The following is a 12,480-nucleotide window of genomic DNA, read 5'->3' as shown; positions in this document are numbered from 1 at the left end:
AGGCCCCTTCCGGAAGCCAGCGACTCACCGCCCCGGCAGCCCCATCGCCCGCGTGATCACCTCTTTCATGATTTCGTTGGTTCCGCCATAGATGCGCTGCACGCGCGCGTCGGCATAGGCGCGCGTCACCGGGTATTCCCACATGAAGCCGTAGCCGCCATGCAGCTGCACGCACTCGTCCATCACCTTGCATTGCAGGTCGGTGGTCCAGTACTTGGCCATGCTGGCCGTGGCGGTGTCGAGCTTCTGCGCCATCAGCAGCTCGATGCACTTGTCGACGAAGACCTGTGCGACCTGCACTTCGGTCTGCAGCTCGGCCAGCGTGTAGCGCGTGTTCTGAAAGGCGCCGACGGTCTGGCCGAAGACCTTGCGGTCCTTGACGTAGGCGATCGTGTGGTCGATGGCGGCCTGCGACGCGGCCACCGCGCTGATGGCGATCTGCAGGCGCTCCCACGGCAGCTGCTCCATCAGGCAGGCGAAGCCGCGGTTGGGCTCCCCCAGCAAGGCGTCGGGCGGCAGATGCACGTCGTTGAAAAAGAGCTCGGACGTGTCCTGCGCCTTCAAGCCCAGCTTCTTCAAGCGCTGGCCTTTCTCGAAGCCTGCCATGCCGCGCTCCACCAGGAACAGGCTGGTGCCTTTGGCGCCGCCCGCAGGGTCGGTCTTGGCCACGACGATCACCAGGTCGGCATGCCAGCCGTTGGTGATGAAGGTCTTGCTGCCGCTCAGGTGCCAGCTGCCGTCCGGCTGCGGCAGCGCGGCGGTGCGCACGGCCTGCAGGTCGCTGCCGGCGCCGGGCTCGCTCATCGCGATGGCGCCGACCATTTCGCCGCTGGCGAGGCGGGGCAGGTACTTGCGCTTCTGCGCCTCGGTGCCGTAATGCAGGATGTACGGCGCCACGATCTCGCTGTGCAGCCCGAAGCCCACGCCCGTGAAGCCGCGTGCCCACAGCTCCTCGAACTGGATCACCGAATAGAGCAGGTCGGCGCCGGCGCCGCCGTGCTCTTCGGGCAGCGACATGCAGAGAAAGCCGTTCTCGCCGGCCTTGTTCCAGAGCGCGCGATCGACGTAGCCCTGCGCTTCCCAGTCTTCGTGGAAAGGCGCGATCTCCTTGTCCATGAAGCGGCGGAAGCTGTCGCGGAAGGACTCGTGGTCCGGTGTGAAGAGTGTGCGTTCGATCATGGCGACTCACTCGATCTGATGGAGGCCTGTCGTCGCCTCAGCGCCCCGGGAATTCCGGCGCGCGCTTCTGCAGGAAGGCCGCGACGCCTTCTGCGAAGGCCGGCTGGTTCAGGAGCTCGCGCTGGCGCTCGCTCTCGTAGTGCAGCTGCTCGGGCAGCGTGTGGCGGGCCGAAGCGTCGAGCGCCCGGCGCGCCTCGATCACCGCATGCGCGGGCAGGCGCGCCAGGCGCCGCGCGACCTGCTGTGCTTCGAGCAGCAGCAGGTCGTCTTCCACGCAGGCCCAGATCAGGCCCCATTGCGCCGCGCGCTCGGCGCCGATGCGCTCGTCGAGCAGGCTCATGCCCATGGCGCGTGCCGGGCCCACCAGGCGCGGGATGAACCAGGTGCAGCCCAGGTCGGGCACGACGCCCAGCCGCGGCAGGAAAGACAGGTAGAAGTACGCGCTCTTCGCCGCGAGCGTGATGTCGCCCGCCAGCGCCAGGCCCACGCCGGCGCCGGCCGCCGGGCCGTTGACCGCGCAGACCACCGGCACCGGCAGCGCGCGCATCGCTTCGATCAACGGATTGCTGGTCGATTGCATCCAGTCGGCGGTCTGGTCGCCCAGGCTCTGGCCCTCCGACGGCGGGCGCATCGCGCTCAGGTCGGCGCCCACGCAGAAGGAGCGCCCCGCGCCGGTCACCACCACGGCACGCACGCTGCGGTCGTCGCGCACGCGGTCGAAGCAGCCGCGCAGCGCCTGCTGCAGGTCGAGCGCGATCGGGTTGAGTTTGGCCGGCAGGTTGAGCGTGAGCGTGGCCACGCCCTCCTGCAGATCCCACAGCACGGCCGACATCAGAGACGCTCCACGATGGTCACGTTGGCCATGCCGCCGCCTTCGCACATGGTCTGCAACCCGTAGCGCTTGCCGCGCTGGTGCAGTGCGTGAACGAGCGTGGTCATCAGCTTGGTGCCCGAGGCGCCGAGCGGATGGCCCAGCGCGATCGCGCCGCCATGGACGTTAAGCCGCGCCGGGTCGGCATTCAAGCGCTGCAGCCAGGCCAGCGGCACCGGCGCGAAGGCCTCGTTGACCTCGTACAGGTCGATGTCGCCGATCGTCATGCCGGCCTTCTGCAGGGCCCGCTCGGTGGCGGGGATGGGCGCTTCGAGCATGACCACCGGGTCGTGGCCCATCACGCTCATGTGGCGGATGCGCGCCAGGGGCTTCACACCCAGGGCTTTCAGGCCGCGTTCGTTGACCACCAGCACGCCGCTGGCGCCGTCGCAGATCTGGCTCGCCGTGGCGGCGCTGCAGCGGCCGCCCTCGGCGATCAGCTTGACGGCCTGGATGCCTTCGAGGGTCACGTCGAAGCGGATGCCTTCGTCCACCGTGTGCATTTCACCCGAAGCCGTGCCGTCGGCCATGCGCACCGCCACCGGCAGGATCTCGGCATCGAAAGCGCCCTCGCGCGTCGCCGCGATGGCGCGCCGATGGGTTTCGAAGGCATAGCGGTCCAGGTCATTTTTGTCGATGCCGTGGCTGCGGGCGATCATCTCCGCGCCCGTGAACTGGCTGAATTCGACGCCGGGGTAGCGGTGCCGCATGGCCGGACTCATGTAGGTGCCCAGGCCCGCCTTGGCCGGCAATGCATTGGGCGTGAACATGGGCACCCGCGTCATGCTCTCGACGCCGCCGGCGATCACCGCGTCCATGCTGCCCGACATCACGGCCTGGGCCGCGAAGTGCAGCGCCTGCTGCGACGAGCCGCACTGGCGGTCGACCGAGGTGGCCGGCACCGATTCGGGCAGTGAAGACGCCAGCACCGCGTTGCGCGCCACGTTGCTGGCCTGCTCGCCGACCTGGCTCACGCAGCCGAGGATCACGTCCTCCACCGCGGCCGGGTCGATGCCGCTCTTCGCGACCAGCGCGTCGATGACCTGCGCCGCCAGATCCGCCGGGTGCCAGCCTGCCAGCCGCCCGCCGCGGCGGCCGCCGGCGGTGCGCGTCGCGGCCACGATGTATGCCTCTGCCATGTGTCGTCCTTGTGCTGCGAATGAACCATGGCACGGTGGCGCGCGAAGCAAAACGCCGTCACGGTCGTGACGGCGTTCTGCGCTAACGCACGAGGTCCGGGGCCATGCGCCGATGGTTCGGCGGCGGCCCGGTCAGGTCAAGCCGGGGACATCCCGCGGAAGGCGAGTCGCCAAGGCGACGTGGCGCGCTCGCGGGCGGCCGGCGCCGCGGGCTGCGAGCCGGACACGGTGATGCAAGCCGGTTCGAGCGCCGACACCAGCATGCGCCGGTGCTGGTCGCCCACGAAGCGCTCGCCGGGCGACAGCACGATGTCGCGGCGGTCGTGGTCCAGCGTGATCCACACGCAGCCGCTGCGGCATTCGATGCCGACGCCGTCGCCGTCGGGCAGGGTGAAGATGCCTCGCTTGGCGAGGCTCATGTGAAAGCGGTCGGAATGGTTGTGCATGGTGGCTCCTTTTGCATTCGACTGTGGAATGAATATAGTGAGCCGACCCGCCTTCGTCACACGGTGAATCGGAATACGTTGCATGCATCCAGCGAATGCGAAACCGCCCCCGCCGCCTTTCGGCGAACTGCCGCCCCTGGAGTTGCTGCGCAGTTTCGAGGCTGCCGCGCGCACCTTGAGCTTCACCCAGGCCGCAGCCGAACTCTTCCTCACGCAATCGGCCGTCAGCCGGCAGATTCAGCAGCTCGAGGCCAGCGTGGGGGTGCTGCTGTTCGAGCGTCGCCACCGGGCCTTGGCGCTCACCGAGGCTGGCGGGGTGCTGCAACGGGCCGTGGTCGAAAGTCTGGAACGGCTGCGCGACGCCACTGCGCGCTTGCGCATGGCGCCGACGCTGCGCCAGGTCGCGATCACCTGCACGCCAGGCTTCGCCTCCTTCTGGCTCATTCCGCGCCTGGCGCGCTTCACCGCGGACCATCCACAGGTCGACGTGCGGCTGTCGGCCAAGCTCGAGGTGCTCGACCTGGAGCGCGACCGGCTCGACGTGGCGGTGCGCTTCGTGCCCATCGAGCGCGGCACCGGGCCGGCGCTGTTCGAGGAATCGGTGATGCCGCTGTGCGCGCCGCAGGTTGCCAGTCAGGTGCGCACGCCCGACGACCTGGCAGGCCAGACCTTGCTGACCATCGACGCGGCCCCGGGCGATCCGCACCTGACCGATTGGGAGCCGTGGCTCAACCTGATGGGCCTGGCCGACTTGCGCATGAAGAACACCGTGCGCTTCACCCAGTACACCGACGCGGTGGGTGCGGCTGTCGCCGGGCACGGCGTGGTCATCGGGCGCATGCCGCTGCTGCGCGACCTGGTGCAGGGCGGCAGCCTGGTCGCGCCATTCGGCACGGGCGCGGCGTCGCGGCGCGCCTATTTCATCGAGAGTTCGCGCCGTGCCGCGTACAACGCCGACGCGCAGGACTTCATCCGGTGGCTGCGCGCCGAGACCGAGGTGGCGCGGCGCGAATAGGCCCTTGGCCATCGCAGCGCCCCGCGGCATTACAGTTCGAGGTTGCCCTGGCGCGCGGCGCCGGGCCTGCCGCATTCCGATATCCCGATGACCTCGAACCCCGTAGACACCGATACCCACGCCGATACCGCCCCCGCCGACGCTTCTTCGACACCTGTCGAGGCTGCGCCCGGCAAGGCCCCGCGCCCGCGCCGCAGGCCCCGGAGGGGCGCGAAGCCGCAACAGCAACAGGCTCAGGGACCAGAAGCCCGTGAGCAGGCACAGGCGCCGCAAAAGTCGCAGAAGTCGCAGCAGTCGACATCGGCAGCCCAGCGCCCGCGCAAGCCCCATCCGGTGCTGGAGCGCCTGTTCGAGCTGCATCCCCAGCTCTTCGGCGCGCGCTTCCTTCCGCTCAAGCTCGGCATCTACGAAGACCTGCTGGCCCGCCACCCCGACGTGTTCAAGCCCGAGGACCTGAAGATCGCGATGGGCCTGCACGCGCGGTCCACCCGCTACCTCGAGGCAGTCGCCTCCGGCAAGCAGCGCCACGACCTCGACGGCAACCCGGTCGAGCCCGTCGCACCCGGGCATGTGCACCACGCCATCCTCGAGGTGTTCCGCCGGCGCCAGGGCCGCACCGGCGACGACCTGCTTCCGCAGCTGCGCGCGCAGCTGGTTCGCGCCATCGAGGCCTCGGGCCTGTCGCGCGAGGACTACATGATGGCCGTCGGCGGCCGTGACGAAACCGCCAACGCGGCGCTCGACGAAGCCTTCGCCGAGCTCGGCGCGCGCCAGGCCAAACGCGAGGCGCTGCGGCGCGCCTTCGAGGCGAGCGGCCGCAGCCTGGCGGAATTCGCCGAGATGTACGGCATGGACCTCGCCGAGGTCCGCCGCACGCTGGGGCTCGCGCGGCCCAAGGCCAGCGACACGCCGGCCTGAGCGGCTCGGCCGTGCGCTTTCAGGCTGCAGCGCTTCGCGTGGCGTCGCGAGGCTGGACCAGTCCCAGGCCGCGAAGCCGGGCCTCGAGTTCCGCGGTCGAACCCCATGGCAGCATCGGCGAGTTCTGCCGCTCGTCCGGTGGGTTCGACGGCAGCGAATCCGACCAGCCACCGCACCCCACCAGCGGCAACAGCGGCCGTTTGTGAAGCCACGCCAGGCACACCTCCGAGATCGTGCCGGCGCGGCCTCCGATGACGATGCAGGCATCGCCGGACAACGCCATCAGCAGGTTGCGCGCATCGCCCATGCCGCAGGGGATGACCACGGTGGCGGGCCAGTCCGGCGGCGGCATCTCGTCCGGCGGCACGATGCTGAGCACCAGCCCGCCCGCTTCGATCGCCCGCTCGGCCGCCACCCGGGTGGCCGGACTTCCGCAGCCGCTGACCACGGTGATGCCGAGTCGGGCCATCAGGGCGCCGGCATGGCCTGCCAGCTCGTAGGCGGGGGAGCCGGGTTCGGCGCTGCCGAGGACGCAGACTTGGGGACGACGGTGCGGGAGTGTCATGCGGTTCGATCCTGGTGCGTTTGAGTGCAGCCCGGCGGGCGTGTGGGCAGGCATGGTATCTCCCGGTCGGAAATGGAATCCGCGCGGCGCGTCTGCACGGGGCTTTGCAAGGCGTACGCAAATACGTACCATGACAACCCCTAGGAGGTTTTATGGCAAATCCCGTGACGGCCAGCGAGGCTCGAGCCAATCTTTATCGGCTCATCGATGAGGCCAGCGATTCGCACCGCCCCATCGTCATCGCAGGCAAGCGCAACAGTGCGGTCCTCGTGTCCACGGAAGATTGGGACGCGATTCAAGAAACTTTGTACTTGCTGTCGGTGCCCGGGATGCGTGAGTCGATCAAGAAGGGAATGGCCGAGCCCTTGAAGGCCAGTGCCAAACAAGTCAAATGGTGAAGTGGGAGCTTGTCTTCGCCAAGCACGCACTCAAGGACGCCAAGAAGCTCTCGGCTGCGGGATTGAAAGAGAAGGCGCAGGAGCTTCTGGCGTTGCTGGCCGAAGACCCCTTCCAGAATCCGCCTGCCTTCGAGAAACTCGTCGGAGACTTGGACGGTGCTTACTCCCGACGCATCAATATCCAGCATCGCTTGGTCTACGAAGTCTTCAAGAAGGAGCGCGTTGTGCGTGTGCTTCGCATGTGGACGCACTACGAATAGAAATCGGTCTTCCGGCCTCGTCTGCTGGGTCTCGCGCTCGCACGCGCAGCCGTCGCCGCGGCCGGGCGTGTCCGCAACGCGCACCATGTATGGGCAGGACTTCGTGTACGCGGTCGCCAAGCGCCAGTCGAGTCGGCGCGCGGTTCAGGCGCGGCTCGGCGGTCGGCGTTGAGAAACTGATCTGGCGGGAACGCTCATTCCTTCTTCATGGGAATCGCGTAAGTCCCCACCGCATGCGCCACGATCTCGCTGCGCCCTTCCGAATGCAGGCTCACCTCGCCGACCGCCAGCGTGCGGCCCAGCTTGATGAGCTTGCACACGCCGATGATGCGGGCGTCCGCCGCAGGCTTGCGCAGGAAGTTGATGTTGAGGCTGGTGGTCACCGTGAGCGGCACGATGCCGATCTCGGCGAGGATCGCGACGTAGAGCGCCACGTCGGCCGTGGCCATCAGCACCGGGCCCGAGACGGTGCCGCCGGGCCGCAGTTCGGCCGAGCCGATCTCGTGAGCAACCGTCGCGCCGAGCTGGCCTGCCTCGAGCACGGTGCACTTCGTCTGCGGAAACTCCCTCGCGATGAATGCGGCGATGTCTTGCTTGGTGGCTGGCATGGCGAACCCTTTGAAAACCCCTTGAGTAAGGCCCAGTGCGAACGCGTCTAGAGAACCGGCTGGTGGCCACGGCTGGCATGCCAAAAGGCTAGCACCTGTAGCTGGTCGTCATCCGCCTTGTAGTAAATGAAGTACCCGACCCTGCTCAGGAACAGTCGGCGCACGCCAAGCGCGCGGGCGCCTTGGTACTTTGCGCCCACGCCGGGTTGTTCCGACAGCAAAGCGATGGCCGCCCCGAAATCGGCAGCAATGGCGCCTGGTGCGCCTGGCCGGTTCGATTGCCACCATTCGGCGGCACCTCGGATCTGAGCTGCCGCTCGACGCGAAACCTTGACCCGCCGGGTCATGTCAGGTGCGCGAGGGCAACGAGTTCAAGAGCTCTTCCAACGACACGTAGTCGCCGCGCTCGATCTCCGTCACTGCAGCGCTCAGTTCGTCTTCCTGGGCTGCCGTGAGCGAGAAGCTTTCGTCGGCGCCACGCGCGACCACCGTGACAACGGCGCCCTCGACAAGAGGGACGCCTTCAAGAACGATCTTCCCGTTGACAACGGTGCCGGTAGCGACTTGCATGAAGCCGATGTTAACGCCGGGTCGTCTCCCGGCACCCAAGCTCGTCAGGCCTGCCCGGCCTTCACCTTCAACCGCCAGGCATGCAGCAGCGGCTCGGTGTACCCGCTCGGCTGCTCCACGCCCTTGAACACGAGGTCCTGTGCGGCCTTGTATGCGGCCGAGGTCGCGAAGTTGCCGGCCATCTTCTGGTAGAGCGGATCGCCCGCGTTCTGCTCGTCCACCACGGCGGCCATGCGCTGGAAGGTGGCGTCGACTTCGTCCTTCGTCACCACGCCGTGCAGCAGCCAGTTGGCGATGTGCTGGCTCGAGATGCGCAGCGTGGCGCGGTCTTCCATCAGGCCGACGTTGTGGATGTCGGGCACCTTCGAGCAGCCGACGCCCTGGTCGATCCAGCGCACCACGTAGCCGAGGATGCCCTGCACGTTGTTGTCCAGCTCCTGCTGGCGCTCGGCCGCGGTCCACTTGGCCTCGGGCGCGACGGGCACCTGCAGCAGGGCGTTCAGGATGTTGTCGCGCTCGGCTTCGGCGTCGATCTTTTCCAGCTCCTTCTGCACATCGGCCACGTTCACGCGGTGGTAGTGCAGCGCATGCAGCGTCGCCGCGGTGGGCGAGGGCACCCAGGCGGTGTTGGCGCCGGCCTTGGGGTGGCCGATCTTCTGCTCGAGCATCGCGGCCATCAGATCGGGCATGGCCCACATGCCCTTGCCGATCTGGGCCTTGCCGCGCAGGCCGCAGCCCAGGCCGACCAGCACGTTGTTCTTCTCGTACGCCGCGATCCACGGCGTCGTCTTCATGTCGCCCTTGCGCAGCATCGGGCCGGCGCGCATGGCGGTGTGCATCTCGTCGCCGGTGCGGTCGAGGAAGCCGGTGTTGATGAAGGCCACGCGCGCCGATGCCTCGGCGATGCAGGCCTGCAGGTTGACGCTGGTGCGGCGCTCCTCGTCCATGATGCCCAGCTTGACGGTGTTGGCCGCCAGGCCCAGCACCTGCTCGACGCGGCCGAACAGCTCGCTCGCGAAAGCGACTTCGGCGGGGCCGTGCATCTTCGGCTTGACGATGTAGACGCTGCCGGTGCGCGAGTTGCCCTTGCGCTTCAGGTCGATGGTGGCGATGGTCGTGGTGATCACCGCGTCCATGATTCCTTCGGGGATCTCCTTGCCGTCGCCGTAGAGGATGGCCGGGTTGGTCATCAGGTGGCCGACGTTGCGCACGAACATGAGCGAGCGGCCGTGCAGCTTCACAGGCTGGCCATTGGCGCCGGTGTATTCGCGGTCGGGGTTCAGGCCGCGCGTGAAGGTCTTGCCGCCCTTGGCCACTTCTTCGGTCAGCGTGCCCTGCAGGATGCCGAGCCAGTTGGTGTACGCCAGCACCTTGTCTTGCGCATCGACCACCGCGACCGAGTCTTCCAGGTCGAGGATGGTGGAAAGCGCCGACTCCATCACCACGTCGCTGACGCCGGCCGGGTCGGTCTTGCCGATGGGCGTGCTGCGGTCGATGCGGATGTCGAGGTGAATGCCGTTGTGCTTGATCAGCACCGCGCTGGGCGCCGATGCTTCGCCCTGGTAGCCGATGAACTGCGCCGGGTCGGCCAGCGGCGTGCTGCTGCTCTGCAACGCGACCATGAGCTGGCCGTCTTTCACGGTGTAGCCGGTGGCTTGCTTGTGCGAGCCGTTGGCCAGCGGCGCGGCCTGATCCAGCACGTCGCGCGCGAACTCGATCACCTTCGCGCCGCGCGCCGGGTTGTAGCCCTTGCCCTTCTCGGCGCCGCCGGTTTCGGGGATGGCGTCGGTGCCGTACAGCGCGTCGTACAGGGAGCCCCAGCGCGCGTTCGCGGCATTGAGCGCGTAGCGGGCGTTGAGGATGGGCACCACCAACTGCGGGCCGGCCTGCAGGGCCAGCTCGGCATCGACGTTGGCGGTGGTGGCCTTCGCGCCCTTGGGTTGCGGCAGCAGGTAGCCGATTTTCTCGAGGAAGGCGCGGTAGGCCGGCATGTCGGCGATGGGGCCGGGGTGCGCCTGGTGCCAGCGGTCCATTTCGGTCTGCAGGCGGTCGCGCTCGGCCAGCAGTGCGACGTTCTTGGGGGCCAGGTCGCGCACGATGGCGTCGAAGCCGGTCCAGAAGGTGTCGCTGGCGATGCCGGTGGCCGGCAGCACCTGGTCTTCGATGAAGCGATGCAGTTCGGTGGCGACCTGGAGGCCGTGGACGGTCGTGCGGGCGGTCATGTTCTCTGCTCCTTGAATTCAAGACGGACGAATACAGCCGATGACTTTATTCGATACCCCATTGATCCGTAAGTCCCCATAAGCGGGTTTGATCAATGACTAAATTGAAGGTAATCGAGTCGGTCGAAGCCGGAAGCACCAAGCAAAGGGTAGGCCCTGATGGCCAGGCCGCAAGCGGGTCATACATTTAACTTCTTAAATAAAACCGGGCACCCGCGATGATCGTCCTGGCCAACAACGAGAACCCGCTCGGCATGCCCGAGTCGGCCCGCCGCGCCGCGGCCGCCGCGCTGCAGGGCGCCGGCAACTACCCCGACAGCAACGGCACCGCGCTCAAGCATGCGCTCGCGGCCAGGCTCGACGTGCCGATGGAGTGGCTCACGCTCGGCAGCGGCTCCAGCGAGATCCTGACGCTGGCAGCGCAGGTCTGCGCGAAGCCGGGTGAAGCCGTCGTCTATTCGCAGTACGGCTTCGTCGTCTACGGGCAGGCAGCGGCGCATGCCCATGCCCGCAGCATCGTCGTGCCGGCGCACGATTTCGGGCACGACTTGGCCGCGATGCGCGCGGCCATCGGCCCAGACACGCGGCTGGTCTTCGTGGCCAACCCGAACAATCCCACCGGCACCTTCCTCGAGGGCGAGGCGCTGCTCGACTTCCTGCAGTCGGTGCCGCCCGAGGTGACGGTGTTGCTCGACGAGGCCTACACCGAGTACCTCGCGCCCGGGCAGCGCTACGACAGCATGGGGTGGGTGAGACGCTTTCCCAACCTGCTCGTGGCACGCACCTTCTCGAAGGCCTACGGCCTCGCGGGGCTGCGCATCGGCTACGGCGTGTCGCAGCCGGCGCTGACGGCGCGCCTGAATGCGCAGCGCCCGCGCTACAACGTCGGCACGCCGGCGCAGGCGGCGGCGGTCGCGGCGCTGGCCGACGAGGCCTTTCTCGCGCGCAGCTACCAGCTCAACGCGGCCGGCCGGGCGCAGCTGGCGAACGGGCTGCACGAGTTGCGTCTGGCGTCCATTCCATCGTCGGGCAACTTCCTGATGGCGCAGGTCGGCGAGGGCCGCACCGTGCACGCGCGACTGCTGGCCGCGGGCATCGAGGTCTCGCTGCTCGACAACTACGGCCTGCCGCACTGGCTGCGCATCACCGTCGGCCTGCCGGAGCAGAACGCGGCCGTGCTGGCGGCGTTGCGCGACCACGCGCCGGCGCGCTGAGCGCTTCCATCGCTCGACCACACCCATCACCAACAAGGAGACGAGACAGCATGAAACGCCGACATTTCACCGCCCTGGCCGCGGCCGCGCTGGCGCCCGCCTTCGGCTTCGCACAGGAACGCGTCACCCGCATCCTGGTCGGCTTTCCACCCGGCGGGTCGGCCGACCAGGTGGCCCGCCTGCTGGCGGACAAGCTGCGGATGTCGCTCGGCCAGAACGTCATCGTCGACAACAAACCCGGTGCGGCAGGAAGGCTGGCGTTGACCGAGCTCAAGCGCGCTGCGCCGGACGGCGGCACGCTGCTGTTCACGCCCAGCGGCGCGATGGTGATCCATCCCTGGCTCTACCAGAACCTGGGCTACGACACCGCCAAGGACTTCACGCCGATCGCGCAGGCCTGCGTCTTCGACTTCGCCGTCACCGCCGGCCCCGGTGCCGTGCCGGGCGACCTCAAGACCGTGCTCGCCTGGATGAAGGCCAACCCGGGCAAGGCCAACTACGCCACCTCGGGCGCCGGCACCGTGCCCCACTTCGCCGGCCAACTGCTGGCCCAGGCCGCCGAGGTGCCGATGACCCACGTGGCCTACCGCGGCGGCGCACCGGCTGCACAGGACCTGATCGGCGGGCAGGTGCCGCTGATGGTCGACACCGCCTCCGAAACCATCGAGCACCATCGCGCCGGCAAGGTGCGCATCCTGGCCATGACCGGCACGCAGCGCAATCGCGCCCTGCCGGAGGTGCCCACGCTCAAGGAAGCGGGCATCGACGTCTCGGCCGATGCCTTTTTCGGCCTGTACGGCCCGCCGGGCCTGCCGCCCGAGCTGACGCAGCGGCTCGACCGCGCGGTGGCCGACGCGCTGCGCGCGCAGGACGTGCAGGACAAGATATTCAACCTGGGCCTGGTGCCCGCGCATGCGGGGCCCTTCGAGCTCGCTACGATCCAGGCTGCCCACCTGAAGCGTTGGGAAGCGCCGATCAAGGCCTCCGGCTTCAAGGCCGAATAGGGGCGGGCTGCCTGGCGAGCCGATCTGCGGCATGACGTCCGGGGCCAGCCTGCCCCGGGCTTCATTCAAGG

Annotated in this window: 15 protein-coding genes; 6 read left to right on the top strand and 9 right to left on the bottom strand. The window is 68.3% G+C overall.

Annotated features, from left to right (window positions below; genetic code table 11):
• Positions 1–24: 24 nt before the first annotated feature.
• The 4 genes from B0W80_RS12460 to B0W80_RS12445 all read right to left on the bottom strand — a co-directional run bounded on the left by B0W80_RS12460 (position 25) and on the right by B0W80_RS12445 (position 3,635).
• Complete coding sequence (locus B0W80_RS12460) at positions 25–1,179, bottom strand: acyl-CoA dehydrogenase family protein (protein ID WP_076999459.1); 1,155 nt, start codon at positions 1,177–1,179, stop codon at positions 25–27.
• A 37-nt stretch (positions 1,180–1,216) separates the two neighbouring features.
• Positions 1,217–2,011: an enoyl-CoA hydratase-related protein gene (locus B0W80_RS12455; RefSeq protein WP_076999458.1), complete on the bottom strand. Its 795-nt coding sequence runs from the start codon at positions 2,009–2,011 to the stop codon at positions 1,217–1,219.
• A complete protein-coding gene (locus tag B0W80_RS12450) occupies positions 2,011–3,189 on the bottom strand; it encodes an acetyl-CoA C-acetyltransferase (RefSeq protein ID WP_076999457.1) in 1,179 nt (392 codons plus the stop codon). The genes B0W80_RS12455 and B0W80_RS12450 overlap by 1 nt, the downstream gene beginning before the upstream one ends.
• 137 nt (positions 3,190–3,326) lie before the next feature.
• Entirely contained in the window at positions 3,327–3,635 is a 309-nt protein-coding gene (locus B0W80_RS12445) for a DUF2917 domain-containing protein (RefSeq protein ID WP_076999456.1), read from the bottom strand.
• An 82-nt stretch (positions 3,636–3,717) separates the two neighbouring features.
• On the opposite strand from B0W80_RS12445, the gene B0W80_RS12440 reads away from it, so the two are divergent.
• Both B0W80_RS12440 and B0W80_RS12435 read left to right on the top strand, forming a co-directional pair.
• Positions 3,718–4,650, top strand: a complete 933-nt coding sequence (locus B0W80_RS12440) for a LysR substrate-binding domain-containing protein (protein ID WP_076999455.1) — start codon at positions 3,718–3,720, stop codon at positions 4,648–4,650.
• A 333-nt stretch (positions 4,651–4,983) separates the two neighbouring features.
• Positions 4,984–5,568: a ProQ/FINO family protein gene (locus B0W80_RS12435; protein WP_256856558.1), complete on the top strand. Its 585-nt coding sequence runs from the start codon at positions 4,984–4,986 to the stop codon at positions 5,566–5,568.
• 19 nt (positions 5,569–5,587) lie between these two features.
• Here the strand turns inward: B0W80_RS12435 and B0W80_RS12430 are convergent, their stop codons facing one another.
• Positions 5,588–6,133 (bottom strand): Rossmann fold nucleotide-binding protein, encoded by a 546-nt coding sequence (locus B0W80_RS12430; RefSeq protein WP_076999454.1) that lies wholly within the window; start codon positions 6,131–6,133, stop codon positions 5,588–5,590.
• Positions 6,134–6,285: 152 nt separating this feature from the next.
• On the opposite strand from B0W80_RS12430, the gene B0W80_RS12425 reads away from it, so the two are divergent.
• Together B0W80_RS12425 and B0W80_RS12420 are read left to right on the top strand one after the other, a co-directional pair.
• Positions 6,286–6,531, top strand: coding sequence for a type II toxin-antitoxin system Phd/YefM family antitoxin (locus B0W80_RS12425; RefSeq protein ID WP_076999453.1), 246 nt, complete (start codon positions 6,286–6,288; stop codon positions 6,529–6,531).
• Positions 6,525–6,791, top strand: coding sequence for a Txe/YoeB family addiction module toxin (locus B0W80_RS12420; protein WP_256856557.1), 267 nt, complete (start codon positions 6,525–6,527; stop codon positions 6,789–6,791). Before B0W80_RS12425 ends, B0W80_RS12420 begins: the two co-directional genes overlap by 7 nt.
• Before the next feature lie 194 nt (positions 6,792–6,985).
• Here B0W80_RS12420 and B0W80_RS12415 read toward each other — a convergent pair whose 3' ends face one another.
• The 4 genes from B0W80_RS12415 to B0W80_RS12400 are packed head-to-tail and all read right to left on the bottom strand — an operon-like array spanning position 6,986 to position 10,191.
• Positions 6,986–7,399: a PaaI family thioesterase gene (locus B0W80_RS12415; RefSeq protein WP_076999452.1), complete on the bottom strand. Its 414-nt coding sequence runs from the start codon at positions 7,397–7,399 to the stop codon at positions 6,986–6,988.
• 47 nt (positions 7,400–7,446) lie between these two features.
• Positions 7,447–7,746, bottom strand: coding sequence for a type II toxin-antitoxin system RelE/ParE family toxin (locus tag B0W80_RS12410; protein ID WP_076999451.1), 300 nt, complete (start codon positions 7,744–7,746; stop codon positions 7,447–7,449).
• 1 nt (position 7,747) lies between these two features.
• Positions 7,748–7,969: a hypothetical protein gene (locus B0W80_RS12405; RefSeq protein WP_076999450.1), complete on the bottom strand. Its 222-nt coding sequence runs from the start codon at positions 7,967–7,969 to the stop codon at positions 7,748–7,750.
• A gap of 44 nt (positions 7,970–8,013) precedes the next feature.
• A complete protein-coding gene (locus B0W80_RS12400) occupies positions 8,014–10,191 on the bottom strand; it encodes a malate synthase G (RefSeq protein ID WP_076999449.1) in 2,178 nt (725 codons plus the stop codon).
• A 218-nt stretch (positions 10,192–10,409) separates the two neighbouring features.
• Here B0W80_RS12400 and hisC point away from each other — a divergent pair, with 218 nt between their 5' ends.
• Together hisC and B0W80_RS12390 are read left to right on the top strand one after the other, a co-directional pair.
• On the top strand, positions 10,410–11,405 hold the full coding sequence (hisC, locus tag B0W80_RS12395; RefSeq protein ID WP_076999448.1) for a histidinol-phosphate transaminase: 996 nt from the start codon (positions 10,410–10,412) through the stop codon (positions 11,403–11,405).
• A gap of 50 nt (positions 11,406–11,455) precedes the next feature.
• A complete protein-coding gene (locus B0W80_RS12390; RefSeq protein ID WP_076999447.1) occupies positions 11,456–12,409 on the top strand; it encodes a Bug family tripartite tricarboxylate transporter substrate binding protein in 954 nt (317 codons plus the stop codon).
• The last annotated feature ends 71 nt before the right edge of the window (positions 12,410–12,480 follow it).

It is taken from the genome of Variovorax sp. KK3 (assembly GCF_001984055.1).
In the GTDB taxonomy this organism is placed as follows: domain Bacteria; phylum Pseudomonadota; class Gammaproteobacteria; order Burkholderiales; family Burkholderiaceae_C; genus Variovorax.
This window is presented reverse-complemented; position numbering and strand designations above follow the sequence as displayed.